This is a genomic window from Parvibaculum sp., from assembly GCF_040882025.1.
In the GTDB taxonomy this organism is placed as follows: domain Bacteria; phylum Pseudomonadota; class Alphaproteobacteria; order Parvibaculales; family Parvibaculaceae; genus Parvibaculum.
On record NZ_JBBECC010000152.1, the window covers coordinates 1 to 26,425 of the forward strand.

23 protein-coding genes are annotated in these 26,425 nt (G+C 61.8%); 13 read left to right on the forward strand and 10 right to left on the reverse strand.

All coding sequences use genetic code 11. From position 1 onward, the window contains the following. Positions 1-262: 262 nt before the first annotated feature. The 4 genes from WEB61_RS10810 to bcp all read right to left on the reverse strand — a co-directional run bounded on the left by WEB61_RS10810 (position 263) and on the right by bcp (position 3,692). Complete coding sequence (locus WEB61_RS10810) at positions 263-787, reverse strand: polymer-forming cytoskeletal protein (protein ID WP_368064347.1); 525 nt, start codon at positions 785-787, stop codon at positions 263-265. 28 nt (positions 788-815) lie between these two features. Beyond that, positions 816-2,222 (reverse strand): peptidoglycan DD-metalloendopeptidase family protein, encoded by a 1,407-nt coding sequence (locus WEB61_RS10815; protein ID WP_368064348.1) that lies wholly within the window; start codon positions 2,220-2,222, stop codon positions 816-818. A gap of 104 nt (positions 2,223-2,326) precedes the next feature. Continuing rightward, positions 2,327-3,181, reverse strand: a complete 855-nt coding sequence (locus WEB61_RS10820) for a ferritin-like domain-containing protein (protein WP_368064349.1) — start codon at positions 3,179-3,181, stop codon at positions 2,327-2,329. A gap of 4 nt (positions 3,182-3,185) precedes the next feature. Further along, positions 3,186-3,692 (reverse strand): thioredoxin-dependent thiol peroxidase, encoded by a 507-nt coding sequence (gene bcp / locus WEB61_RS10825; protein ID WP_368064350.1) that lies wholly within the window; start codon positions 3,690-3,692, stop codon positions 3,186-3,188. A gap of 233 nt (positions 3,693-3,925) precedes the next feature. Between bcp and WEB61_RS10830 the strand changes: the two genes are divergently transcribed. Both WEB61_RS10830 and WEB61_RS10835 read left to right on the forward strand, forming a co-directional pair. Then, the gene (locus WEB61_RS10830; RefSeq protein ID WP_368064351.1) at positions 3,926-7,429 is read left to right on the forward strand and encodes an AsmA-like C-terminal region-containing protein; all 3,504 of its coding nucleotides are present in this window, start codon (positions 3,926-3,928) and stop codon (positions 7,427-7,429) included. Between the two features lie 88 nt (positions 7,430-7,517). Beyond that, the gene (locus WEB61_RS10835; RefSeq protein WP_368064352.1) at positions 7,518-8,654 is read left to right on the forward strand and encodes a ferritin-like domain-containing protein; all 1,137 of its coding nucleotides are present in this window, start codon (positions 7,518-7,520) and stop codon (positions 8,652-8,654) included. Positions 8,655-8,774: 120 nt separating this feature from the next. Here the strand turns inward: WEB61_RS10835 and tyrS are convergent, their stop codons facing one another. Then, positions 8,775-10,031: a tyrosine--tRNA ligase gene (gene tyrS / locus WEB61_RS10840; RefSeq protein ID WP_368064353.1), complete on the reverse strand. Its 1,257-nt coding sequence runs from the start codon at positions 10,029-10,031 to the stop codon at positions 8,775-8,777. Positions 10,032-10,112: 81 nt separating this feature from the next. On the opposite strand from tyrS, the gene WEB61_RS10845 reads away from it, so the two are divergent. Next, entirely contained in the window at positions 10,113-11,228 is a 1,116-nt protein-coding gene (locus WEB61_RS10845) for an anhydro-N-acetylmuramic acid kinase (RefSeq protein ID WP_368064354.1), read from the forward strand. A gap of 3 nt (positions 11,229-11,231) precedes the next feature. Here WEB61_RS10845 and WEB61_RS10850 read toward each other — a convergent pair whose 3' ends face one another. Next, on the reverse strand, positions 11,232-11,888 hold the full coding sequence (locus WEB61_RS10850) for an alpha/beta hydrolase (protein WP_368064355.1): 657 nt from the start codon (positions 11,886-11,888) through the stop codon (positions 11,232-11,234). 313 nt (positions 11,889-12,201) lie between these two features. Here WEB61_RS10850 and WEB61_RS10855 point away from each other — a divergent pair, with 313 nt between their 5' ends. Genes WEB61_RS10855 through WEB61_RS10895 form a run of 9 tightly spaced genes read left to right on the forward strand, consistent with a single transcriptional unit; the run spans position 12,202 to position 19,874 of the window. Then, entirely contained in the window at positions 12,202-12,684 is a 483-nt protein-coding gene (locus WEB61_RS10855) for an Rrf2 family transcriptional regulator (protein ID WP_368064356.1), read from the forward strand. 37 nt (positions 12,685-12,721) lie between these two features. Then, on the forward strand, positions 12,722-13,915 hold the full coding sequence (locus tag WEB61_RS10860; protein ID WP_368064357.1) for a cysteine desulfurase family protein: 1,194 nt from the start codon (positions 12,722-12,724) through the stop codon (positions 13,913-13,915). A 1-nt stretch (position 13,916) separates the two neighbouring features. After that, positions 13,917-15,365: a Fe-S cluster assembly protein SufB gene (gene sufB / locus WEB61_RS10865; RefSeq protein WP_368064358.1), complete on the forward strand. Its 1,449-nt coding sequence runs from the start codon at positions 13,917-13,919 to the stop codon at positions 15,363-15,365. A 24-nt stretch (positions 15,366-15,389) separates the two neighbouring features. After that, complete coding sequence (gene sufC, locus WEB61_RS10870; RefSeq protein WP_368064359.1) at positions 15,390-16,139, forward strand: Fe-S cluster assembly ATPase SufC; 750 nt, start codon at positions 15,390-15,392, stop codon at positions 16,137-16,139. Positions 16,140-16,146: 7 nt separating this feature from the next. After that, positions 16,147-17,463 carry a Fe-S cluster assembly protein SufD gene (gene sufD, locus WEB61_RS10875; RefSeq protein ID WP_368064360.1) on the forward strand — a complete coding sequence of 439 codons (1,317 nt, stop codon included), beginning with the start codon at positions 16,147-16,149 and terminating at the stop codon, positions 17,461-17,463. Further along, positions 17,460-18,704: a cysteine desulfurase gene (locus WEB61_RS10880; protein WP_368064361.1), complete on the forward strand. Its 1,245-nt coding sequence runs from the start codon at positions 17,460-17,462 to the stop codon at positions 18,702-18,704. The genes sufD and WEB61_RS10880 overlap by 4 nt, the downstream gene beginning before the upstream one ends. Before the next feature lie 8 nt (positions 18,705-18,712). Further along, on the forward strand, positions 18,713-19,102 hold the full coding sequence (locus tag WEB61_RS10885; protein ID WP_368064362.1) for an SUF system Fe-S cluster assembly protein: 390 nt from the start codon (positions 18,713-18,715) through the stop codon (positions 19,100-19,102). Between the two features lie 11 nt (positions 19,103-19,113). Further along, entirely contained in the window at positions 19,114-19,473 is a 360-nt protein-coding gene (locus WEB61_RS10890) for a HesB/IscA family protein (RefSeq protein ID WP_368064363.1), read from the forward strand. Between the two features lie 5 nt (positions 19,474-19,478). After that, positions 19,479-19,874, forward strand: coding sequence for a TfoX/Sxy family protein (locus tag WEB61_RS10895; protein WP_368064364.1), 396 nt, complete (start codon positions 19,479-19,481; stop codon positions 19,872-19,874). A gap of 102 nt (positions 19,875-19,976) precedes the next feature. Here the strand turns inward: WEB61_RS10895 and WEB61_RS10900 are convergent, their stop codons facing one another. From WEB61_RS10900 to WEB61_RS10910, 3 genes are all read right to left on the reverse strand, one after another. Continuing rightward, on the reverse strand, positions 19,977-20,768 hold the full coding sequence (locus WEB61_RS10900) for an enoyl-CoA hydratase/isomerase (RefSeq protein WP_368064365.1): 792 nt from the start codon (positions 20,766-20,768) through the stop codon (positions 19,977-19,979). Positions 20,769-20,813: 45 nt separating this feature from the next. Beyond that, positions 20,814-21,674: an enoyl-CoA hydratase-related protein gene (locus tag WEB61_RS10905; RefSeq protein WP_368064366.1), complete on the reverse strand. Its 861-nt coding sequence runs from the start codon at positions 21,672-21,674 to the stop codon at positions 20,814-20,816. A gap of 79 nt (positions 21,675-21,753) precedes the next feature. Next, complete coding sequence (locus WEB61_RS10910) at positions 21,754-22,809, reverse strand: GGDEF domain-containing protein (protein WP_368064415.1); 1,056 nt, start codon at positions 22,807-22,809, stop codon at positions 21,754-21,756. A gap of 312 nt (positions 22,810-23,121) precedes the next feature. Between WEB61_RS10910 and WEB61_RS10915 the strand changes: the two genes are divergently transcribed. After that, positions 23,122-24,585 (forward strand): coniferyl aldehyde dehydrogenase, encoded by a 1,464-nt coding sequence (locus WEB61_RS10915; protein WP_368064367.1) that lies wholly within the window; start codon positions 23,122-23,124, stop codon positions 24,583-24,585. Positions 24,586-24,657: 72 nt separating this feature from the next. Here the strand turns inward: WEB61_RS10915 and WEB61_RS10920 are convergent, their stop codons facing one another. Further along, positions 24,658-26,241, reverse strand: a complete 1,584-nt coding sequence (locus tag WEB61_RS10920) for a DEAD/DEAH box helicase (RefSeq protein WP_368064368.1) — start codon at positions 26,239-26,241, stop codon at positions 24,658-24,660. Between the last annotated feature and the right edge of the window lie 184 nt (positions 26,242-26,425).

Below are 26,425 nucleotides of genomic sequence, written 5' to 3' on the forward strand. Positions count from 1 at the left end.
CGCGATTTGGGTCCCCAAACCCGTTTGTGACAGTTTTATGACAGTTTCGTGACAGAGGGGGGGTGCGCTGCCGCCGCGCTGCTGCCATCGGCTGCGCAAATCGGGCGCAAGCCACTGAAGGCATTACGCTTTCGGGTCCGGCGCGGGCTTTTGTGACAGAACGATGACAGTCTGTGCCGTCCGGCAATGAAAAACCGGAGCGGCGCGCAAGGGCGCCAGCCCCGGTTTTGCCGTTCTCCCCCCGAAGAACGATAGATCTGACTTACTGCGCGGCCGGCCGCTTGACGACGACGCCGCCATCATTGACCACCACCGGGCTCTCGCCCAACGCGGCGCGCGGCGCCGGGCGCGGTGCGTCGGTGCTGTTGGCGGCGGGTCCGGGGCGCGGCGCCGACGGGCGCAGGCTGGCGCCGGACGAGGCCTGGCCGATCGGGTCGTCCGAATGGCGGCAATTGCCTTCGAAGAAGGCGCCGGTCTCAACAGCCAGCGCTTCGTGCAGGATGTCGCCCTCGACATGGCAGGTCGAGGAAAGCTGCACGCGGCGGCCGCGAATGGTGCCGATAACGCGGCCTCGGATCACGATGTCTTCCGCGACGATTTCGCCGGTAATCGAGGCTTTTTCGCCGATTGTCAGCGACTGGCTGCGAATGTCGCCTTCCACGGTGCCGTCGACCTGGATGTCGCCGGTCGCCGTCATGTTGCCATGGACCACCAGATCGTTGGAGATGATCGACGGCGCGGTGCGGGTGCCCGGGCGCTTGCCGGGGAGGGGCGCGGGAGCCGCCATCGCGGGAACCGCGGCCTTGTCGGAGTCTTTATCCTTGCTTCGCGAAAACATAATGCCCTGCCTCAATGAACTTGGAGGGGTTACGAACGATACCGTCGAACCAGACCTCATAGTGAAGATGGGGCCCGCTGCTGCGGCCAGAAGACCCTACTCTGCCGATGATCTCCCGGAATGCAACTTTCTGGCCAGTCTTGACGTCCATGCGGCCGAGATGCCCGTAGCGGGTCCGGAAGCCGTTGCCGTGGTCGATTTCGACGATGCGGCCATAGCCGCCGCGCCAGCCGGCGAAGGTGACCGTGCCGGCGCCTGGCGCGAACACGCGCTCGCCGTAAGGGGCCGCCAGATCCTCGCCCGAATGGAACGCCATGCGGCCGTTGAAGGGGTCGCGGCGCGAGCCGTAGCTGCTCGTGCGGCGGTAGTTGAGCAGCGGTTCGGCAAGAGGCATTTGTGCAATGGATTCCTCAAGATCGGCCACTGTCCTCAGATTTTGGCTGACCCGGTAGAGCTGCCGTCCGAAGCCGCTATCGGCTGCGCCTCCGGCCAGTGCCTCCCGGTCGGCCAGGTCGATGAAGGGGCCGCCCTGGGCTGCCTCTCCCGCCTTGCCGCGGCGCTCGATCAGCGTCTCCGGGTCGATCACCTTGGTCATGCCGATGATCGATTTGAGCTCGCGCACCCGCCGGTCGGTCACTTCCTCGATATTGTTGATGAGCGTCTGCTGGGCCCGGTCGATCCGGGCCAGCCGCGTGTCGATCTGGGCCACCGTGCCGTTCTGGGCGTTGCCGTCGCCGGCAAGGCCCGCCATCGCGGTCAGCTCGGCAAGGCCCGTCAGGTCGACCGTGCCGCCGGCATTCTCGGCCGCGTCGATGACGAAACGGCCGGTTTCCGCCAGTTTACGGGGGCCTGTCGTGGTATCGGCGAGGACCGGCCCGTCCGATTGCCGCTCGACCCGCATCAGCACCTTGTTGCCGCGCGCGTCCTCGATCTTGCCGCCGGCCGTCGCCGCGTAGCGCCGGCGCATCGTGTCGAGTTCGGAGCTGGCGGTCTGGCGCTGGCTCATCAGCGAGGCGAGCTGGCGGTGCTTGTCCTCAAGCTGCATCGTCGTCGCGAGGAAGCGTTCCTCGGTAATGATCAGCTGCCCGTTCAGCTCGTCATAGGCCGATTGCAGCTGCGCCATCCGCTCCTCATAGGCGCCCTGCATCTTGACGTAGCGGCGCTCCTTCGAAGCGATGATCTGCTCCTTGAACACCACATTGACCGATGCAAAAGCGATCCAGCCGAAGAAAACGAAGGCGACTGTCGCGAAAAAAGTCTGCGTCAGCGGCGACAGCGAAATGAACTGCACATGCCCGTGGCTGCGGATATAGATCTGCCGCTCCACGTACATATGTCGCAGAAAATCGCGGATTCTGTCAGGCCAACCGGCCCTACGGTGCATGCCCCTCAATGCCCCACAACCCCCTCTGTTTGCTGTCCCATTCCACCCAAATTGGGACAGGATTACAACATACGCGCCTTAACAATTGATGTTAATGGTTAATTCTAATTCACGAAAAATGCCGCGCCGGCCGGGGCCCCGCGGTCGCGTGTCTCGGCCAGCGGCTCGTAAAAATCGGGTTCGAGCCCGGCCGCCCGCCGCGCCGCCTCGTTGAAGGGCGGCTTCAGCGCCCCGCGGAAATGCCGCCGCACCAGCGTCTGAAACGTCTCCCGCGGCTCGGTGCCCCGCACCCGGCAGAGATGGGCAAACCACACCGTGCCCGCCCGCACATGATCCTGCTCCTCGCGGTAGATCGTCCGCAAGATCGCCGCGCTTTCCATGTCGGCCGCCGCTTCAAGCCGTTCGATCATCCCCGGCGTCACATCGAGGCCGCGCGCCTCCAGCACCATCGGCACCACCGCGAGCCGCGCCATCAGGTCATGGCGCGTCTCGGTGGCGGCCTGCCACAGCCCGTCATGGGCGGGCAGGTCGCCATAGCGGGCGCCGAGTGTTTTGAGCCGTGTTTGCAGCATCGCGAAATGCCGCGCCTCGTCGCGGCCCACCGCCACCCAGTCGTCGAAAAGCCGGCGCGGCAGGTCCGCCTCGGCAAAGCGTCCGACGAGATCGAAGGCAAGATCGATGGCGTTGAGTTCGATATGCGCCAGCGCATGCAGCAGCGCGATGCGGCCGCGTGCGCCCTTGAAGGCACGTCGCGGCATGTCGCGCGGCGCCAGCAGCTCGGGCGCCGCCGGCCGAGCCGGTCGGTCCGGCATCGCAATCGCCGCGCCGCCGGCCGGCAGCAGCGTCAGTTCGGATGCCCGCCACGCCGTGGCGACACGTCCCGCCAGACGCGCCTTCTCATCGGCATCGGCACAGGCAAGAACCGCATAGGCGCCTTCGGCAAGCGATGTCCCGGGCACGTCTCTAGAGGTCCTTGACCGCGGCGAGAACCTCTTCCGCGTGGCCGTTGACCTTCACCTTCGGCCAGACCTTCTGCACCACGCCCTTGCCGTCGATCAGAAATGTCGACCGGGTAATGCCCATGAACTTGCGGCCATAAAGGCTCTTTTCGCCCCACACGCCATAGGCCTCGAGCATCTTGCCGCCCTCGTCCGATAGCAGCCGGACCGTCAATCCGTGCTTGTCGCGGAATTTGCAGTGCTTCTCCACCGTGTCCTTCGAAACGCCGAGCACGACCGCGCCTGCGGCGTCGAATTTCTTCTTGAGGGCGCTGAAGGCGATAGCCTCGGTGGTGCAGCCCGGCGTGTCGTCCTTGGGGTAGAAATAAAGGACGACCTTCTTTCCGGAGAGGCTCTTCAGCGTCACCGCGCTGCCGTCGTCGGCCGGCAGATTGAAGGCGGGCGCCTTGGCGCCAATCGCCGGAAGCTTGCTTGCCGTCTCTTTCTCTTTGCGTTTGGGTGCCGTTGCCATGCGTTCCGCCTCTTCTTCGTGCTGCCGGCCTGTGGGGGCCGGATGGGGCAGGGCATGATATGGGCCCCGGCTCCGCCATGCCAGCCGCGTTAAGCCTGTTTGCAGGTAAGGTCCCGCCCGGCCTGCCAATTTTGCAGACTTGGCGGCGGTCAGGAGGTAGATAATGCCCGACTCGCTTTTGCCTTATTTCTGCTGTCTGCATGGGCAGACATGCATGGGAAAGATGTCGTTTCTTGATCCGCCGGACCAGTAAGATTGCGTTGGAAGTGGTGGGCGTTGCCGTGGCGGCGATGGCGGTCTTGCTTGCCGTGCTGGCATGGCGCCTGTCGTCCGGCCCGGTATCCGTGTCCTTTCTGGCTGAAATGATCGAAAACGCGGCCAGTCCGTCGCTTCAGGGCGGGGCGCTCGACATCGGCGACACCGTGCTGAGCTGGTCGGCCGACGATCGTCGATTGTCCATGCGCCTGGTGGACGTCAGGCTGACCGGCGCCGATGGCAACGACATTGCTTTCGTTCCCCAGCTCGCGGTCCAGGTCAGCCTGCCGGCGCTTCTGCGTGGCGTCCTGGCGCCGACGGCGGTCGATTTCCATGGTGTCAGCGCAACGGTCCTCCGCCGCCCGGACACGGGCCTCACGCTGGCCATGGCCGGTGCCGGGACGCAGGCCCGGCCGGCCGATCCGGAAGCGGCGGCGTTTGTGGGCCGGTTGATCGAAGGGCTTTCTGCCGGCGACGAAACCGGAACGCCGCTGGACTACCTGACCCATGTCGGCATTCGCGACGGGACGTTGCGGTTCGTCGACGAGGTCAACGGCGTCGCCTTCGATGCGCCCTCGGCAAATCTGGTGATATTTCGGGGCGCGGGCGGCCTTGCGGGCACACTGCGCGCCGATATCTTGATCGACGACACGACCGCGGCCATCGAAATGCACGGGCTGCTGCCGTCCGGCTCCGATACCGCGCATATCGAAGCAACGGCCGGCAATGTCGTGCCGGCCGCCTTCGCGCGCATGTCGCCGGCCTTCGCCGACTACGCGATATTCAACGCCCCGGTCGGGGCACAAGGCGAATTGAGGATCAGGGCAAACGGGGACCTGCTGACGGCGCGGCTGACGCTCGACGCCGGCCGCGGCGTGATCGATCTGCCGGACCCATGGGATGCCTCGATCCCCATCGAGAAGGCGCATGCCGAGGTCGAATTCGACGGCACCGCGCGGCGCATCGATCTTGTCGGCCTGACCTTCGAGGCGGGCCCGCACCAGGCCTCGCTTACGGGCCGCCTTGATTATCGTATCGGCGATGGTCTCAACATTGCCGGCGCAACCGTCGATCTGGTCGCCGATCGCGTCCACACCGAAGTGCCGGGATTCTTCGAGGGCCCCGTCGATCTCGAAAGCGCGCGTCTGAAGGGCGATTTCGATTTCGATGCGCTGAGTGCCGAGATTGAGGAGCTTTCCATCGGCGCGGCAGGCGGCGGCCTTTCGCTGAGCGGCACCGTGCGCGATGGCGAGCGGTCGCCCGCCGTGCGCGCCTCCGGCCGTCTCGACGCGATGCCGCTCGATGCCTTCAAGGCGATCTGGCCGTTGCCGCTGGCAAAAGGCGCCCGCGAGTGGGTCGGCAAAAATCTCTCCGGCGGCGACGTGACGAGCGGCGCCTTCGAAGTCGATATGCCGGCGGGCATGATCAAGGATGCCGACAACCGCATTCCGATACCGGACGAGAATCTTCGGGTCGAATTCGCGGTTAAGGGCGCGACCATGATTTATCTCCGTGAAATGCCGCCGATGGAAAATGTCGAAGCGCGCGGACAGGTTGTCGGCAATCGTTTCGACGCGTGGGTGTCGGCGGCCGATATCGACGTTCCCGAGGGCGGTTCCCTGGCCGTCAGCGAGGGCCATTTCCATGCCGACGAACTCAACCGAAAGGGAGCGCCCGGCCATATCGAGTTCGCGGCCACCGGCGCGACAGCCGACATTCTTTCATTGCTCGATCATGAACCGCTCAACCTGATCGGCAATTTCGGTGTCGACCCGCGCAACGTGGCAGGCAGCGGCCGCATCAAGGGCCAGCTTTCCCTGCCGCTGGTGAAGGGTGTTACCATCGAGGAGGTCGATTTTGCCGGCACCGCGCATGCCGACGACCTCGCCATTCCCGGCATACTGCGCAACCTGTCCATCACATCGGGCGCGCTCGACATCGAAGTTTCGCGGACCATGCTGGTCGCACGCGGTCCGGTCGGCATCAACGGGGCGCCGCCGCTGGACCTGGAATGGAAGGAAAACTTTCGCCGCGAGGAGCCCGCCGGCTCGTCCTATCGATTGGTCGGTACGCTGGATGATGACGGACGCAACGCACTTGGCCTCGGGCTCGACGGGTTTCTCGACGGACCGGCAACGTTCGACGCGAAGTTCAGCGGCGACGGCAAGGAAGTAAATCGTGCCTCCATCAAGGCGGAGCTGTCGGACACCGTCGTCAAACTTGACTATGCCAGCTGGTCGAAAGCCGCCGGGATTCCGGCGGCGGCGGACCTCAAGCTGGCATTTTTGCGCGGTGGCGGTTTCCGGATTACCGAATTCAGGCTCGTCGGCGACGGGATCGAGGCGCGCGGCGATTTTTCGATCGGATCCGACGGCCGGCTGACCGAAGCGAACTTGCCCGTCGTCAGGCTTGGCGCGGACAATGACTTCGCCTTTATGGCCGCGCCCACCGAGGACACGTCCTTGACGATGACCGTCAGCGGCGCGCGTTTCGATGCGCGCCGGATCCTTGCAAACATTATCTCCGGTTCGGAGAACGCGGATGACGAGGCGGCCGGAGAGCCGCCATCGCTGTCACCCGAAGCCGTGGCCGATCCCGCGCGCCGGACCGCGATACGTGCCGAAATCGCTCGGGCAACCGGCAACAACGACACGACGTTCCACGCCGTCAGCGCGGATGTCGTTCAGGTGGATGGCCGTATCTGGACGTTGAATGTGACGGCGGTCGACCCCCAGGGAACACCCCTGACCGCCAGAATTGGTCCGGATGAGGCTGGCATGCGCCATCTCGCCGTGGCATCCAACGACGCCGGCGTTGTCTTCCGCGCGCTCGATTTCACCGGCAGCATGAGAGGCGGCACGCTCAGTGCGACGGGGGTTTATGACGACGCGGCCGCGGGTTCGCCGCTGAAGGGGGTCGTAACCATTGACGGGTTTCGCGTCGTCGAGGCGCCGGTCCTCGCAAATATCCTGACGGTCGGATCGTTGACTGGCATTCGCGATACGCTGAACGGCGAGGGCATTCTGTTCAATCGGCTGGAGCTGCCATTCAGCATTACCGAAGGCCATATCTTCGTTGACGATGCCCGGACCTCCGGCCCCGCCATCGGCTTGACGATGAAGGGCAATGTCGACCGTGCGACTGACAAGGTCGACATGGAGGGAACATTGGTTCCCGCCTACACGATCAATTCGTTTCTGGGTCAGGTTCCGGTATTCGGCCCGTTGATCGTCGGCCGGGAGGGCGAGGGTATTTTCGCCCTGACTTATCGGGTGCGCGGGCCGTCGGAGGACCCGACGGTCACCGTCAACCCGCTCTCGGCATTGGCGCCCGGCTTTCTGCGCCGGATATTCGAATTCGGCGGCGCGACAGTGATTGACCCTCCCGTTGCGCGGCCAGCACCGGCGGATTCTTCTGCGCTGCCGGACGATGCCGGGCCCGCGACGCCGCCATCCGATATTCCTCCCGCACCGCAAAACTGAAGAATCCCACCGATTTGAGATTGCGGAGTTTCACTCCGTATATGTAGACTTCGCTATCGCTATTGTGCGGCAGGGGAGGAGGAGACCCATGTCTACCAATCAGAAGATGACGATGGATGCGGCCTATGAAGCGGTCGCGCCGGATGACTTTCCGGCGATGATGGATGTCGACCGTTATGGCAAGCGCTCGACCGCCTTCGACAAGATTATCTCGGCTACCCATGATCACTTCTGGGATCCGCTCGACAGCAAATACATCGACTTCTCCGAACCTTGGGACCTCGACAACGAACTACTGATGCCCGTGGACTTCAACATGGAGTTGAAGACGGCCGTCTCGGACAAGCTCGACGAGAAGCAGAAGATATATCTGGTCAACGAAAATGTCCGTTGGGGCATGTCGTCGATCCTGCATGGCGAGCAGGGTGCTTTGGCGCTGTCGGCGAGCCTGTGCCATATCCTGAAGGATCCGGGCGCGCAGGAATACGCCGCCAATCAGACGCGCGAGGAAGCACGTCATGTCACCGGTTTTGCCAAATATATTCAGGCCCGTTGGGGCAAGCCGACGGCATGCGGCCTGATACTCGAAAAATTGCTGTGCGAAATCGTCGCGACGCCGCTGGTCTGGAAGAAGCTTGTCGGCATGCAGATGATCGTCGAGGGTCTGGCAATGGGCGCTTTCGCGACCTTTTATGCCAAGACCAACGACCCGGTGATGCGTCGCCTGATGCAGCTGACCATGACCGACGAGGCCTTCCATCACAAGTTCGGCAAGATCTGGGCCGATCGGACCGTGCCGAACCTGCCGCCGGCCGAGCGCGATCTGATCGAGGACTGGGCGCTCGAAGTTTTCATGACGCTGATGCGCAATTCGACCGGCCCCGAACAAAAGAAGGCGATCTACGAGAAGGTTGGGCTCGACTGGCGTTGGGTGCAGGGCGCACTCGCTGAGGCGCTGACCGACAAGAACATGCGTGGCGAGCTGCAGGAGGCGACCAATATCTTCCGCGTGCTCATCAAGACGCTTGTCAAGGCCGGCATCGTCACGAGCCGCACCGCGCCGATGTATGCCGCCTATGTGGACATGGCCGAACTCTACGGCGAGGGCGACCGCATGATCGGCGACGACATTGCCGAGGAAGGCATCAAATATCTTCAGGCCATCAACGGCGCCGGCGGCGAGGCGGCGATTTTCGCGCTCGGCACCCCGACGGCGGCGGAGTAAAGGGACGACAGGAGCCATAAACACGGCAGCCCAATAAGCCGTGGAACGCGCTTTAGGGAGCGTTCAGGAAGAAGCCCTCCCCGGGAGACCGGGGAGGGCTCGTTCATTCCGGCTTCCGTTTCAAGCCTGCGGCTTCAGCAGCACATGCTTCTTCTTGCCGAGCGAAAGCTTGATGACGCCTTCAGGCGTCAGGTTCTCACGGACCAGCACCATTTTCTCGTCGCCGATCTGAGCGTCGTTGACGCGCACCGCCCCGCCCTTGATCTGGCGGCGGGCTTCACTGGTCGACGCCACCAGTCCAGCCTGAACAAGGGCGTTGAGAAGCCCATGTCCGACATCGAGCGCGTTAACATCAATCCCGACGGTCGGCAGGTCGGCACTGATCGCGCCCTCCTCGAAAGCGGTTCGGGCCGCTTCGGCCGCTTTTTCGGCCTCGACGCGCCCATGCGCCATGGCAGTCGCTTCGGTAGCGAGGATTTTTTTCGCCTCGTTGACCTCCGAACCTTCGAGCTTTTCGAGGCGCGCGATCTCATCAAGCGGCAACTCGGTAAAGAGCCGCAAAAAACGCCCGACATCGGCGTCCTCGGCGTTGCGCCAGTATTGCCAGTAGTCGTAGGGAGAAAGCATGTCGGCGTTGAGCCATACCGCGCCGGACGCCGTCTTTCCCATCTTTGCGCCTGATGATGTCGTCAGCAGCGGGCTGGTCAATCCATAGAGCTGCGCGCCGTCGGTGCGCCGCCCGAGTTCGATCCCGTTGACGATATTTCCCCACTGATCCGAGCCGCCCATTTGCAGCGTACAAGCGTATTTGCGGTTGAGCTCCACGAAGTCGTAGGCCTGCAGAATCATGTAGTTGAATTCGAGAAACGACAGGTTCTGCTCTCGCTCGAGCCGGATTTTCACGCTGTCGAACGACAGCATCCGGTTGACCGAGAAGTGGCGCCCGTAGTCGCGCAGGAAATCGATGTATTTGAGGTCGTCGAGCCAGTCGCGGTTGTTGACCATGACGGCATCGGATTTGCCGTTGCCGAACTTCAGAAACTTTTCGAACACGGATTTGATGCCGGCGAGGTTTGCGTCGATCGCCGCGTCCGTCAGCAGCGGCCGCGCCTCGTCGCGGAAACTCGGGTCGCCGATCCGGGTCGTGCCTCCGCCCATCAACACAATCGGCCTGTGCCCGGCCTTTTGCAGCCAGCGCAGCAGCATGATCTGAACGAGGCTGCCGACATGAAGGCTCGGCGCGGTCGCGTCGAAGCCGATATAGCCCGTCAACAGGCCTTCCAGCGCGCGCGCGTCGAGGCCCGCATCGTCAGATGTCTGGTGAATGAACCCGCGGGCGGAAAGCTCGCGCAGGAAATCGGACTTGAAGCTGGTCATAATCGGCTCGGGGTTTCGGATAGGCTAAAAGGCGCGGCTGGTGTATCACGCTTTGGCTGAGTGAAAAACGGACAAACGCCCATGATCCGCGCTTTGGGCCTGATGAGCGGCACCTCGCTCGACGGCATCGACGCCGCCATTATCGAAACCGACGGCGAGGGCGCCGTGCGTCCTGGCGCGTCGCTCACCATCCCCTACAAGCCGGAAGAGCGCCTGCTTCTTCGCCTGGCGCTTGAAGCCGCCATGAGTTGGGAGCCGGACGAACCCATGCCCGAAGAGGTTGCCGAAGCCGAGCGGCATCTGACGCTTGCCAATGCGCTGGCGGTGCGGGCCCTGCTGGTCGAGGCCGGGCTGAAGCCCGCCGACATATCCGTGATCGGGTTTCATGGCCAAACGGTACTCCATCAGCCGGGCCGCCGCCGGACGGTCCAGATCGGCCTTGGCGATGTGCTGGCGCGCCTGACCGGGATCGACGTGGTCAACGATTTCCGGAGCGCCGACGTGGCCGCCGGTGGCCACGGAGCGCCGCTGGTCCCGCTTTATCATCAGGCGCTCGTCGGCAGCACCGGGATCGTGGAACCGGTCGCAATCATCAATATCGGCGGCGTCGGCAATGTCACCTATGTATCGCCCGACGGCGTGCTTCTCGCGTTCGACACCGGCCCCGGTAACGCATTGATCGACGACTGGGCGCTCGAGCATATCGGAGAGCCGATCGATCGCGACGGCACACTGGCGGCGGGCGGTGAGGTCGACATGGACGTGCTGGAGCGCCTGATGTCGCATGAGTTTTTCGAAACGCCGCCGCCGAAATCGCTCGACCGTTTCTCCTTCTCGCCGGACGCCGTGAGACATCTCTCTCCGCCCGACGGCGCTGCGACGCTGACGGCCTTCACCGTCGAGGCCATCGCGCGCAGCCTTGCGCATGTTCCCGGAATACCTTCACGCTTCGTCATTTGCGGTGGCGGACGGCACAATCCAGTGCTGATGGCGATGTTGAGCAAACGGCTGCAGGGCGGCGTTCTTCCCGCCGAGGATCTCGGCTGGCGGGGCGACGACGTGGAGGCTGAAGCCTTTGCCTATCTCGCGGTCCGTTCGCTGCGCGGTCTTCCGCTCAGCCTGCCGACGACAACCGGCGTGCCGGAGCCGATGACCGGCGGCACGATTCACCGGGCCTATGCGGCGGCGGATGAATGACGTTCAGGTCTTTTCGGGCGCCGCCGCGAGCCGCTTGTCGAGATAGGCGCCGATCTTGGCCGCCAACGGCTCGAGATGCGACTCGAAGAAGTGGTTAGCGCCGTCCACCGACGCATGTTCGATGGTGATGCCCTTCTGGGTCTTCAGCCGCTCCACAAGCTTCAATACATCCGCCGGCGGCGCCACCTGATCGGCGCTGCCGTTGATGATGACGCCGGATGACGGGCAGGGGGCAAGGAAGGAAAAATCATACATATTGGCGAGCGGGGCGACAGCGATGAAGCCCTCGATCTCCGGGCGGCGCATCAGGACCTGCATTGCGATCCATGCACCGAAGGAGAAGCCACCGATCCAGCATTGCGCCGCATCCGGATTTTGCGATTGCAACCAGTCGAGTGCCGAAGCGGCGTCCGAAAGCTCGCCGATCCCGGAATCGAAGGCGCCCTGGCTGCGTCCGACGCCACGAAAATTGAACCGCAGCACGGAGAATCCCCGATTTACGAATGCCTGATAGAGGGCATAGGTCACGGGGTTGTTCATCGTCCCGCCGAATTGCGGATGGGGATGCAACACCAGCGCGACCGGTGAATTGGCCTTCCTGCTATGGTGGTAGCGGCCCTCGATCCGGCCGGCCGGGCCATTGAAAATCACTTCAGGCATGTCTGGGTCTGTCTCGGGCTATGCGGCCGGTGAGGTGTTGAACGGGTAATCTCCTACTAACGGACAAGGAGATATTTTTGCCGTAATCGACCAATTCCTCTGGAAATTCCGTCGCGAGATGCTAAATAGTTGACTAGGGCGCTCGGAAATCATAGAGCCTTGCGCTTAAACTCCGCGGAACTGGCTCCGTAGCTGCGATTTTGTCCTCGCACGCTCCGCTTCCGGTCCCTCGGGGCGCATGTTCTTAACACAAGCAATGGCCGGTTGTGCAAGCTTTTGACCGCCCTTTGCCAGCTAAACGAAGGAGTTGGTCGTGAAGCTCACCACGAAGGGCCGCTACGCTGTGATGGCTATGGCCGACTTGGCGCGGCATTCAGACGGAAGTCCCGTGGCGCTGGCGGAAATAGCAGATCGCCAGGAAATCTCCTTGTCCTATCTGGAGCAGCTTTTTGCCAAGCTGCGCCGGGGCGATCTGGTAAAAAGCGTGCGCGGGCCGGGTGGCGGTTATCTCTTGTCGCGCGCAGCCGATGACATTCGGATTTCCGACGTCATTCTTGCGGTTGACGAGCCGATCAAGGCGACACGCTGCGAATTGGGGTCGCCCAAAGGGTGTCTGCCATCGTCCGGCCGTTGTATCACCCATGATCTGTGGGAAGGCCTGAGCCACCAAATTCAATTTTATCTGGGCTCGGTATCTCTTGGTGACGTCATCGACGGCCGGGTGGCTGAACGCCAGGCCGTTGTCGGCGCCGCTACGCACCGCAAACAGGCCGGCATCGCCAACGCTGCCGACTGACCGAAAATTTGCCGATGGATTGGAGTCTCTCCGGGCGATGACGATGAAACGCGCCTATCTCGACCACAATGCGACAACGCCGTTGCGCCCGGAGGCGCGCGCGGCGGCTCTGCGCGCATTGGAGGTTACGGGCAATCCGTCGTCGGTGCATGCCGAAGGGCGCGCCGTGCGCGCACTTGTCGAAGCGGCACGCCGCGAGGTCGGAGCGCTCGCCGGCGCAAGCCCCAGCGAAGTGATCTTCACCAGTGGTGGCACGGAGGCCGCGCGCCTCGCCTTTCATGCGACCAGAACCGCGCAGGGCGCCGAACGCCTGATCGTTTCCGCAGTCGAGCATGATGCGGTGCTGGCCTCGGCCAAGGCTACGGGCCTGAATGTCGAGATTGCGCCGGTGGACGGCCAGGGCCGCCTTGACCTGGACGCGTTGGCGTCGCTTCTCGCCGGATCGGGCAAACGTCCGCTCGTCGCGTTGATGTATGCAAACAATGAAACCGGCGTCCTTCAGCCGGTGGCGGAAGCTGCGGCGCTGACGCATAGAGCCGGCGGCCTTCTGCTTTGTGACGCGGTCCAGGCGGCCGGCAAGGTCCCGCTCGATTTCCGGGCGCTGGGTGCGGACATGATGATGTTGGGTGGTCACAAGCTCGGCGCGCCCTTGGGTGTCGGCGCGCTCGTTGTGCGCGACGGATTGTCCTTTGCTGCCGACGCAGTGGGCGGTGGCCAGGAAATGCGCCGCCGGGCAGGCAGCGAGAATGTTTCCGGGATCGCCGGTTTCGGTGCGGCCGCTCGCGCCGCCCGGGAAGATCTTGAAAAGTTTTCCGGCCTGGCGCGTCTTCGCGACGGATTGGAAGAGCGGCTCGCTGCTGCTGTATCCGATGTGGTTTTCTTTGGGCAGGGTGCGGATCGTGTGCCCAATACGAGTTATGTCTCGGCCCCTCGCCTCGACGCCGAGACATTGCTGATGGTGCTCGATCTTGATGGTGTTGCTGTCAGCGCAGGTGCGGCCTGCTCATCGGGAAAGGTCGGCCGCCCTCGTGTGCTGGAAGCTATGGGCGTTGACCCGATGCTAGCGCACGGCGCGGTCCGGGTCAGCCTCGGCTGGTCGAGTGAGCGAAGCGACATCGACCGCTTCGTCGAGAGCTGGCTGCGGGCTTATGAACGCAGCCGGTCGAAGACGAAAGCGCTTGTGAACGCAGTCGATGCCTCGCCGGGTCGGTTTGCGGTTGTGGAGAGTTGATATGGTTGCCGTGAGAGAAACCGTCGAAACGATTGGTGAAATCGAAAAATACAAATACGGATTCACCACCGACATCGAATCCGACAAGGCCCCGCTTGGTCTGACGGAAGAGACGGTGCGTTTCATTTCGGCGAAAAAGAGCGAGCCCGACTGGCTGCTTGAATGGCGTCTGTCCGCCTTTCGCCGCTGGCTGACGATGGAAGAACCGAAATGGGCGAAGGTCAGTTATCCGCCGATCGACTTTCAGGATGCTTATTATTATGCGGCGCCCAAGCAGTCGGCGAAGCTGAACAGTCTTGATGAAGTCGATCCCAAGCTTCTCGAAACCTACAAGAAGCTCGGCATTCCTCTGACCGAGCAGAAAATGCTGGCCGGCGTCGCGGTCGATGCCGTGTTCGACAGCGTATCGGTCGTCACGACGTTCAAGAAAAAGTTGGGTGAAGTCGGCATAATTTTCTGCCCGATGTCGGAAGCTGTGCGCGATCATCCGGACCTGGTGAAAAAATATCTCGGCTCGGTGGTTCCGACATCCGACAACTTCTACGCGACGCTCAACGCCGCAGTCTTCTCGGAAGGCTCCTTCGTTTATATCCCCGAAGGCGTACGCTGCCCGATGGAGCTTTCGACCTATTTTCGCATCAATGAAAAGCAGACGGGCCAGTTCGAACGTACGCTCATCATTGCCGAAAAGGGTTCCTACGTAAGTTATCTGGAAGGTTGCACGGCGCCGCAGCGCGATGAAAACCAGCTGCATGCAGCCGTGGTCGAGTTGGTCGCGCTGGACGATGCGGAAATCAAGTATTCGACCGTCCAGAACTGGTACCCGGGCGATGCGGAAGGAAAGGGCGGCATCTACAACTTCGTCACCAAGCGCGGCGATTGCCGCGGCACGAATTCGAAGATTTCGTGGACACAGGTTGAAACGGGCTCAGCCATCACCTGGAAATATCCAAGCTGCATTCTGCGCGGCGACAATTCGCGCGGTGAATTCTATTCGATCGCGATTTCAAATGGTCGCCAGCAGGTCGATAGCGGCACGAAGATGATTCATCTTGGCCGCAACACATCGAGTCGGATTATTTCGAAAGGAATTTCGGCCGGCCGCTCGTCCAATACCTATCGCGGTCTTGTGAGCGTGCATCGAAAGGCGGAGAACGTTCGCAACTTTACGCAATGCGACAGTCTGCTGATCGGGGGCCATTGTTCGGCGCACACCGTACCTTATATCGAAACGAAAAATCCGAGCGCCATACTGGAGCATGAGGCGACGACGTCGAAAATAAGCGACGACCAGTTGTTTTATTGCAAGCAGCGCGGCATCGGCGAGGAGGAGGCGGTGGCCCTTATTGTCAACGGGTTCTGCCGTGACGTGTTGCAGCAACTGCCGATGGAGTTCGCCGTCGAAGCCCAGAAGCTCGTTGGTATCAGCCTTGAAGGCAGCGTCGGCTGACGCTGGAACGTGGAAGTGGATAATATGCTCGAGATAAAGAACCTGCATGTAACGGTGGACGGCAAGGAAATCCTGAAGGGGATCGACCTCCATGTTCGCGCGGGTGAAGTCCATGCCATCATGGGACCGAACGGCTCCGGCAAGTCGACGCTGTCCTACGCCCTTGCCGGGCGCGAGGGCTATGGCGTGACCGAGGGCTCGGTCCGTTTCAAGGGCCGCGACTTGCTGGAGATGGACGTCGATGAGCGTGCCGCTGCCGGCATCTTCCTCGCCTTTCAGTATCCGATCGAAATCCCGGGTGTCACGACAATGACCTTCCTGAAGACGGCGCTGAACGCGCAGCGCAAGGTACGGGGGGAAGACGAACTGGATGCCGTGCGTTTCCTCAAACTGGTGCGCGAGAAGGCGAAACCAATCAACGTGACCGACGAAATGTTGAAGCGCGCGTTGAATGTCGGTTTTTCGGGTGGTGAGAAGAAGCGCGCTGAGATTCTGCAAATGGCGCTGCTGGAACCCTCACTTGCGGTGCTCGACGAAACGGATTCAGGTCTTGATATCGACGCGCTGAAAACGGTTGCGGCGGGCGTCAATGCGCTCAGAAGCCCCGAGCGCGCGATGCTGGTCATTACACATTATCAGCGCCTGCTCGACTACATCGTGCCCGACATGGTGCATGTTCTTTCCGGCGGGCGCATCGTCAGGAGCGGCGGCAAGGAACTGGCTCACGAACTTGAGAAGTCGGGCTACGCAGCTTATGACGCGGATGCGGCGTGAGGAACGGATGAGCGATAGAGCCGCACAGATATTCGCAGAAACTTATGATCGGGAGCGCACGGCGCTGCCCGGCACTGACGGCTGGCTGGCGCGCCGCCGCGACGCGGCGCTGAAATCCTTCGTCGAGGCCGGCCTGCCGCATCGGCGCCTTGAGGAATGGAAATATACCGACCTGCGGCAGGTGCTTGAAAAGGCCGCTTTCGTGCCTGCTCCGGCTCACGAGGGAGCAGTCGTCCTGCCCGATACGGCGTCTGCGTCGGCCTTTGCGGCGATTGATCGTCATCTTCTCGTCTTCGTCAATGGCCGCCATCGCGCCGATTTGTCGAAAGCCGTGCGCCTGCCGAAAGGCGTTGAACTTCATGCGCTGGCTGACGTGCTCCACGAACAATGGGCGAAGGAGCTTGTCGAGCGCCGTTTCGACGACGCGCGCCAGTCCGAGAATATTGTCGATCTCAACACGGCGTTGATGCGCGATGGCGTCGCATTGCGCATCCGCAAGGGTATCCGCCTCGATAAGCCCTTGCATCTGCTCTTCCTCGCCGCAGATGACGGCGCGTCGCATACCCGCAATCTGATCCTGCTGGAAGAGGGTGCGGAAGCGACGATATTCGAAAGCCATATCGGCGAGGCCGCCGCTTTCGCCGACATCGTCACCGATGTGTCGTTGGGTGACAATGCGCGCCTCTCCCATGTAAAGCTTCAGGACGAAGCGGCGGGCGCCGTTCATCTGGCGACCCTGCGCACCCGCCTTGCCGCCAAATCCCACCTGTCGAGTTTCACGCTGACGCTCGGCTGTGGGGTCTCCCGCATGCAGAATTTCATCCTCTTCGCCGGCGAAGGCGCGGAGGTGCATGCCAATGGCGCCTATGCATTAAGGGCCGCGCAGCATGCCGACCAGTTCTGCGTGATCGACCATGCAACGCCGGATTGCACCAGCCACACTCTGTTCAAGGGCGTTCTGGACGGAGCATCCGAAGGTGTCTTTCAGGGCAAGGTCATTGTGCGGCCCCATGCACAGAAGACGGATGGCCGTCAGATGACGCATGCACTGCTGCTTTCACGCGATGCAGCAATGAACGCCAAACCCGAACTCGAAATCTATGCGGACGATGTGCAATGTGCACACGGTTCGACGGTCGGCGAGATTTCACGCGATGCAATCTTTTATCTGCGATCGCGCGGCATTCCGGAGACGCAAGCACGCCAGCTTCTGGTGTCGGCATTTCTCGATGAGGCACTCGCTCTCGTCCCGCATGAGATGGCCCGCGACGCGCTAAAATTGCTGATCAAAGGCTGGTTTGCGGATGAGGGGGGCAGGTCATGAACAGCCCGGTTCTCAAATCCGAAACCTATGACGTCGCCCGTATTCGTGCCGACTTCCCGATCCTGTCGCGCGAGGTCTATGGAAAGCCGTTGGTCTATCTCGACAATGCTGCTTCGGCACAGAAGCCGCAATCGGTGATCGACGCGGTGACGCATGCCTATGCCGCCGAATATTCGAATGTTCATCGCGGGATGCATTACCTGGCCAATGCCGCGACCGAGAAATTTGAGGAAGCGCGTGAAACCGCCCGCGCTTTTCTGAATGCGGCCTCGACCGACGAAATCGTCTTCACGTCCGGTGGTACCGATGCGATCAACCTGGTGGCGTCATCCTATCTGGAACCGCGCATCGAAGCTGGTGACGAGATCATCCTGTCGGTGCTGGAACACCACTCGAACATCGTTCCGTGGCATTTCCTGCGCGAGCGACATGGCGCTGTATTGAAATGGGTGCCGGCGACGGACGAAGGTGATCTCGATCTCGACGCTTATGAAAAACTTTTCACGCCGCGCACAAAGTTTGTCGCTGTGACGCAAATGTCGAATGCGCTCGGCACAATTACGCCGGTCAAGACGATGATCCGCATGGCGCATGAGCGTGGTGTGCCGGTGCTGGTGGATGGTTGTCAGGGCATCGTCCATCTCCCGACCGATGTGCGCGATCTCGATTGCGATTTTCTGGTTGGCACCGGCCATAAGCTCTATGGACCGACCGGCATTGGCCTGCTTTACGGGAAGTTGGCACATCTGAAGACGATGCGGCCTTATCGTGGCGGTGGCGAGATGATCCGGGAGGTCGGCTTCGACGATGTCAGCTATGCCGCGCCCCCACACCGTTTCGAGGCGGGAACGCCACCCATCGTCTCCGCTATTGGCTTGGGGGCGGCGCTTTCCTATATCGAGTCTGTTGGCCGGGAGCGGATTGCAGAGCATGAAGCCACGTTGCGTGACTATGCGACTCGCCGGCTGTCGGAAATCAACAGCCTCCGCATCGTTGGCACAACGAAAACGAAGGGAAGCATCGTTTCCTTCGTGATGGACAACGCTCATCCGCACGACATCGCGACCGTGATCGACAGAGCAGGTGTCGCGGTGCGGGCGGGGCATCATTGCGCACAGCCGGCAATGGAACGTTTTGGCGTGGGCGCAACGGCGCGCGCCTCCTTCGCGATGTACAACACGGTCGATGAAGTCGACCGTCTCGTAGACGCACTGATCGACAGCAAGAAGTTTTTTGAGTAGGGCGGATCATGGCCGAAGATGCGAATATGATCGAAAATGCGGATACGATGCCCGGCGAGGCTCCGCGCGCCTCGGCGATCCCGCAGGAAGAGATCGACCAGATCACCGATGATATTATCGCCGCCCTCAAGACAGTCTACGACCCCGAAATCCCGGTCGATGTCTACGAACTCGGCTTGATCTACAAGGTAGATATTTCCGACGATCGAGACGTCGTCATCGACATGACATTGACAGCGCCTGGTTGTCCCGTCGCCGGCACCATGCCGGTCATGGTTGAGGACGCGGTGCGGACCGTCGAAGGTATTGCCGATGTGCGCGTCAACATGACCTTCGACCCCCCTTGGGACCCGAGCCGGATGTCCGACGAAGCGCGCGTCGCGCTGAACATGTTCTGATGGAGCCGATGATGGCCAGACAGATGCCGAAAGCGATAACCCTTACGGAAGCCGCCGCCGCGCGCATGAAGGAAATCATGGCCGCGTCGAACGGTAAGTATATCGGCGTGCGCATCGGTGTGAAGAATGGCGGCTGCGCCGGCATGGAATACACGATGGAATATGCCGAAGCCGTCAATCCGCTCGACGAAGTGGTGGAAGACCGCGACGTCCGGATTCTGATCGACCCGAAGGCGATCCTGTTCCTGCTCGGCACCGAGATGGACTACGAGGAGGACAAATTCGCCTCAGGCTTCCGCTTCAACAATCCGAATCAGACTGATGCCTGTGGCTGCGGCGAGAGCGTGACCATCGTCCCAGCAACCGCCTGAATATTATGGCTGTCAGTGCCGAATACAAGGAATTCGTGACCGAGCAGCTCGAGCCTCTGGGCCCTGTCCGCATTCGCAATATGTTTGGCGGCGCGGGGGTCTATCTGGACGATCTGATGTTCGGCCTCATCGCTGGTGAGACGCTCTTCTTTAAGGTCGATGAGCGCAACCGTGCCGACTACGAAGCGGAAGACAGTGGCCCTTTCATCTACGAGCCGCCGTCGGGCAAGACGATAGCCATGTCGTATTACGAGCTGCCCGAACGGCTCTATGACGAGCCCGACGAATTGACCGACTGGGCGCGCAAGGCGCTCGACGCCGCGCTGGCGGCCAAGGCCGCAAAGCCGGTCCCCAGGAAAGACCGGAGCCCGCGAAAAAAAGCCGCGCGTCCCGGAAAATAGGACGCGCGGCCCGAAAGACAAAAAATGCCTCACATGATTTTCTTCATCGCAGTGATGTTCCTCGCTCTGCTGGCGAGCTGCATCATCGGATGATCGGGTAACCTAGTTGCCTTTGAATTGTGCCGGCCGCTTCTCGAGAAAGGCACGCACGCCTTCCTTGAAGTCCTCACCGTTGCCCGCCGTCCGCTGGAGCTGCCGCTCGAGGTTGAGCTGCTCTTCATATGTGTTGTCGGTGCTTTCCCAATAGAGCTGACGGATCATGCCGAGCGCCTTGGTCGGCCCGCTGGCGAGGTCTGTGGCAAGCTTGTGCGCTTCCGCCATCAACACCTCGTCGTCGAAAACGCGGTTGACGAGGCCCCAGGAAAGGGCTGTTTCGGCCGGCAGCTTTTCACCCAGCAGCGATAGTTCCATCGCACGCGCCTTGCCGACAAGACGCGGCAGAATCCATGTCGAGCCTCCGTCCGGCACAAGCCCGATGCGGCGAAAGGCTTGCAGGAAATAAGAGGAACGGGCGCAAAGCACGAGATCGCCCATCAGCGCGAAGCTCATGCCGACGCCGGCGGCCGGTCCGTTGACGGCGGTGACGAAGGGCATTGGCAGGTTCCGCAAGCGCCTCAAAAAAGGGTGATACATCGTTTCAAGCGCCGAGCCGGCGTCCGGTCGCGCGCCGGAATTGTCGCCGCGCCCCTGCAGGTTGGCACCAGTGCAGAAACCGCGTCCTTCGCCGGTCATCACGAGACAGCGCAATCCGTTCTTCGGGTCTTCCACGGCGTCCAACGCCTTCATCAGTCCGCCCAGCATCTCCGGCGACACGGCGTTCATCACCTCCGGGTGATTGAGCGTCAAAATGCCCACATTGCCGTCGATATCGAGTTTGACCCGCTCGAATTCCATACTCGTCTCCCTGTTCCGTGTGTCGTTTTGTTTCGGATGATGTCGTCAGGCCTTGAACGCCGGTTCCTTCTTCGTCAGGAATGCCTTGACGCCTTCGGCGAAATTCGGGTGGTCGCCCAGCATTCCCTGCACGTCGCGCTCATAGTCGAGCTGTTCTGCGTAGCTGTTGCGCGCACCGGCATCGATCGCCTTGCGGATTTCCCCGAAGGCGTTGGTAGGTCCATTGGCGAGTTTGGCCGCTACCGTCATGGCCGCTTCCATCAGCGCCGTATCCTTGACGCATTTCCAGATCAAACCCCATTCAGCCGCCGTTTCGGCCGGCAACTTGTCGCCGATCAGTGCCAGGCCTAGTGCACGCGCACGTCCCACGAGTCGCGGCAGGTGCCATGTGCAGCCAAGATCGGGAATCAAGCCGAGCCTCGGTCCGAATACCTGCACAAAGGAAGCGGAATGCGAAGCGAGAGTGATGTCGGCCGCGAGCGCGAGACCAACGCCACCGCCTGCAGCAACACCGTTCACTGCCGCAACAATGGGTTTCGGCAAGGCGTAGAGTTCGCGCATCATCGGGTTGAAACCGATAGTCATGCCGTGCGCCACACCCTGGCCGATGCTCATGCCTTCCTGGCGCTGGCCCTGGGCGGCAAGGTCGGCGCCGGCGCAGAAGCCGCGGCCGGCACCTGTGATGACGAGCACCCGGGCGTCGGCATTGTTCGCGACCTCGGCCACTGCGGTGCGCATATCCGCGATGAGTTGAGTGTTGATGCTGTTCAGCACCTCAGGCCGGTTCAGCGTCAGCAGAGCGATGTTGTTGTCGGTCTCGAGAGTGATGGTTTCCATGTGGCGCGCCTTCCCGGATTGCGGGCGATTTCCGCTGTTTCCGGGGGAGCATAGTCGCGCGCCGGTCATGACGGAAGGCCGTCTGCGTGAACCAACGTTCCGTTGCGTCAATGAATCTGAGTTCGGCGGACCGGGCGGGAAAAGCGCCTTAGCTCGCTTTGGCCTGGGGAACGCCGGGCTCGTGCATCTCCGTGATGACACAATTGCGGCCCGCGTGTTTTGCTGCGTAGAGGCAACCATCGGCGCGTTCGATCAGGCCCGCCCCTGTCTCGCCGGGCCGCAAGAGGGCGATCCCCATCGACATGGTAACGCGGCCGAGCGTCTCGCCCGTAGACCGCTTGACCAGTTCGCGCGCCTGCACGGTTTCGCGAATCTTGTTGGCCACTGTCTCGGCCATTTCGATCTCGGTCGCCGGCATGACGACGGCGAATTCCTCGCCGCCATAGCGTGCGACGAAATGATGCTGCAGCGCCCCTGATTTGAGGCAGTTGGCGACAAGCTTCAGGACCTGGTCGCCGGTCCTGTGACCGAACGTGTCGTTGAATTTCTTGAAATGGTCGATATCGCCGATGACGAGGCAAAGCGCTTTTCCGTCGGCGCTGGCCGCCGCCATCTCGCGCGCCAGCGCTTCGTCGAAAGCCTTCCGGTTGTTGACGCCGGTCAACCCGTCGGTCCGCGCCTCGCTGTGCGCTTTCTCGAGATTCTGCTGCAGATCGTTGAGTTCGCTCTTGGTCGCATGAAGTGTTTCTTCCAGCTCTGCGCTACGCTCTTCCATCTTGCGTGAAGCGGCGATGATCGCTTCGACAGCATGTGCCACATCGTTCGGCGTAGAATGGTTGGTCAGCGCTTCGCTTGCCGCGCGTACTGATTGCCCGAAAGTGCTGGAATTTCCCGCCGTTTCCTCAATGATCTTCAGGATGCGGTCGACTTCGGTGTTGAGCTTTGCGCCGGTGCTAATCGTGACATCGGTCAGGTTGCCGTCGCCCATGAACTGCTCGTGCAAAGCGATCGCCGTCTCTGTATCGACAGGCTCGTGCCTGGCGATCCGCGCGTCGATCTCCTTGTTGAGATCCGGCGTCCGGCCGGACGCGTAGTGGAACCAGATGGTGTAGTTTTCGGGAGACGGCGGAATACCGCTGTCCGCCATCAGCCGAAGGGCCGCGGCACTCCACTCGGCTGCAAATTCGATTTCTTCTCCATTCATCACGAATACCATCCCCGCCTACCGCCACGCGGCTACCTTTGTCTGCCGGAAACCCTAGGGGAATTCGGTTACGCCACTGTAAATTCCAATGAAAAACAGCCGTTTTTCTCAACCTGACGCTGCGTTTGAGCCGAAACGGCTGTTGGCGCCCGGGGAGGGGGCTCTCAAAGCGCGCATCCTTATGTATATTTCGGGAAAATCGTGGGTTCGGCTGGCGTCACACGCCGGACCTGGAGGAAATACCAGCAGACGGGCCGTACCCCCCGGACCGGCCCGGACAGGCCCAGTGGGCCGACGCAAGGAGGACTTCAAATGAGCTTGGCGGAGCAAACCACCCACGAAGCGGATTCGGCGACCATCGGTGCCTCGATCCGGGCGATTCTCGACCGCCAGAAAGCGGCACACATCAAGGATGGCCCGCCCAGCGCGGAACGTCGCATCGACTGGCTTGATCGTGCCATTGCGTTGATTGTCGATAATCAGAAGGAAATTGCCGAGGCACTGGCTTCCGATTTCGGTCATCGCAGTCACGAACAGACATTGTTGACCGATGTGATGGGGTCGATCGGGCCGCTGAAGCACGCGAAAAAACATTTGCGTCAATGGATGAAGCCGGAAAAGCGCAAGGTGCAGTTTCCGCTCGGGCTGCTCGGCGCCAGAGCGCGCGTCGAATATCAGCCTCTTGGCACCATCGGTATTATCAGCCCCTGGAACTTTCCGGTGAACCTCACCTGGACACCGCTGGCTGGCGTTTTCGCGGCCGGCAATCGCGCCATGATCAAGCCATCGGAATTCACACCCGCGACGTCGGAGTTGATGGCGCGCATGTTGCGCTCTGCCTATGACGAAACGGAAGTTGCCGTTGTTACCGGCGGCCCGGCCGTCGGCGAAGCTTTCAGCAGGCAACCCTTCGACCACCTGCTTTTCACCGGTGCCACCTCGATTGCCTATCATGTGATGCGTGCTGCGGCCGAAAACCTTGTGCCGCTGACGCTGGAGCTCGGCGGCAAGTCGCCCGTGATCGTCTCGAAAACCGCGAAAATGGACGAGACGGCCGCCAAGATCATGAGTGGCAAGACGCTCAATGCCGGCCAGATATGTCTCGCGCCGGATTATGTCTTCGTACCGGAAGGGCGGGTCGATGAGTTCGTGTCGGCGGCCACGAAGTCGATAACGAAGATGTACCCGACGATGAAGGACAATCCGGACTACACCTCGATCATCAACAGGCGCCACTTCGACCGCATCAACGGCTATATCGAAGATGCGAAAAACAAGGGCGCGAAGCTGGTCGAGATCAATCCGGCAAATGAGGACTTCAGCCAACAGCAGGCCCACAAGATTCCGCCGACGCTGGTGCTTAACCCGACCGACGAGATGAAGGTGATGCAGGACGAGATTTTCGGGCCTGTGTTGCCGGTCAAAACCTACAAGCATCTCGACGAGGTGCTGGGTTACGTCAACGCGCACGACCGTCCGCTGGGCCTCTACTATTTCGGCGAGGACCCGAAGGAAGAGCGCACGGTGCTCGACCGCACGACCTCGGGCGGTGTGACCGTCAACGACGTCATCATGCACGTCTCGATGGAAGATCTGCCTTTCGGCGGCGTCGGGCCGTCTGGCATGGGCGCCTATCATGGCCTCGACGGTTTCCGGACGTTCAGCCATGCCAAGGCCGTCTACACGCAATCCAAGGCGAAGATGGTCGCGGAAATGTTCCGTCCGCCTTACGGCGAAAAAACCCGCAAGATGCTGGGTTCGCAGATCAAGAAATAATCAGTGACGTCGAGCAAACAAAAAGGGCGGCTCCAACGAGCCGCCCTTTTCTATCGGGAGAGATTCCGGAATCTAGGCTTCCTCGGTCTCTGATTCCATTTCGTCGTCGCTGTCCTTGCTGCTCTTCTTGGGCAGTTTCACGGCGCGCAACATGAAGGCGGGCACATGATCGCCAAGGCCGACAACACTCGGCCCGTCGTCATCATCCCGTCCGCGTCCACGACCGCCGCGTTCACGGCGTGCGGGCTTCTCGTTGTCACGCACGTGCTGCTCGCGCCCGCGCGGTTCGCGTTCTTGCACGCGTGCTTCCGTGGCCGGCGTATCGGGCTGGGGGGAGTCCTCGGATTTGGTTTCGGCCTCGACCGTAACGGCATCGGCAGTGACCGCCGCATCCTTGTCCTTGCGGCCGCGTCCGCCGCGCCGGCCGCGGCTGCGCTTTTCGGCTGGTGCGTCGACCTTGGCGGTTTCGCCGCTGACTTCGACCGTTTCGCTCGCCTGCTCGGCGGAAGCTTCGGCCGGAACTTCCGGTGCCGGTTGCGGCGTCGCACTGTCCGGTCCGGGGATCGGGTTGCCGATCAGGTTTTCGATAGCCGCGAGATATTTGCCGTCCTCGCGCGTCGCCAGCGTATAGGCAGTACCGGCCTTGCCCGCACGGCCGGTGCGGCCGATCCGGTGAACATAGTCCTCGGCATGGCTCGGCACGTCGTAGTTGAAAATGTGGCTGACATCGGGAATGTCGAGGCCGCGCGCTGCCACGTCGCTCGCAACCAGCAGGCGGATCGTCCCGTTGCGGAAGCCATCCAGCGTCCGCGTCCGCGTCGCCTGGTCGAGATCGCCGTGAATGGCGCCGGCCGAAAGGCCGCTCTTCGATAGCGCGCGTTCCAGCGTGGAAACATCGCGCTTGCGGTTGCAGAAAATGATCGCGTTCTTGACATTCTCTTCTTCGATAAGCTTCTGCAGAAGGTCGCGTTTGCCGTCGCGTGTGGTCTTGACCAGCACCTGCTTGATCGTCGCACTGGTGGATGAGGTGCGCGACACTTCCACGCGTGCCGGATTGTGCAGGAACGTCTCGGTCAGCCGGTGGATTTCCGGCGGCATCGTTGCCGAGAAGAAGAGCGTCTGCCGCGTGAACGGTATCTTCTTGCAGATTTCCTCGATGTCCGGGATGAAGCCCATATCGAGCATGCGGTCGGCTTCGTCGATCACGAGAATCTGTACGCCGGTCAGCAGTACTTTGCCCCGGCCGCAATGATCGAGCAGGCGGCCCGGTGTCGCGATCAGCACGTCGACGCCACGATCGAGCTTCTTTTCCTGGTCGCCGAAGGAGACGCCGCCGATCAGCAATGCCATCGAAAGCTTGTGATATTTGCCGTATTTCTCGAAATTCTCGGCGACCTGCGCGGCGAGCTCGCGAGTCGGCTCGAGAATGAGCGAGCGCGGCATTCGCGCTTTCGCGCGTCCGCGCGACAGCTTGTCGATCATCGGCAGCGTGAAGGAGGCGGTCTTGCCGGTGCCCGTCTGGGCGAGGCCGAGGACGTCGCGGCCGGCCAGAACGTAGGGGATGGCTTCGGCCTGGATCGGCGTCGGCGTGGTGTAGCCGGTTTCGGCTACGGCTTTCAGGACCTCAGGCGTGAGGCCAAGTTCGTCAAATGTCATTCAGGAGCCCTGTACACCATGTTGCGCTGCCCGTGGTGGCCCACTTTCAGGGCCCGTGGACGGACCTCCGCGAACGGATCGGGGAGGGTGAGCAGCAATAGCGCGTTGTTCGGCGGCCGCGCTGATCCGCTTCGAGTCTCGCGCGGACCATAGGCGCTGTCGTCCAATTGTCAACAGAATGGCC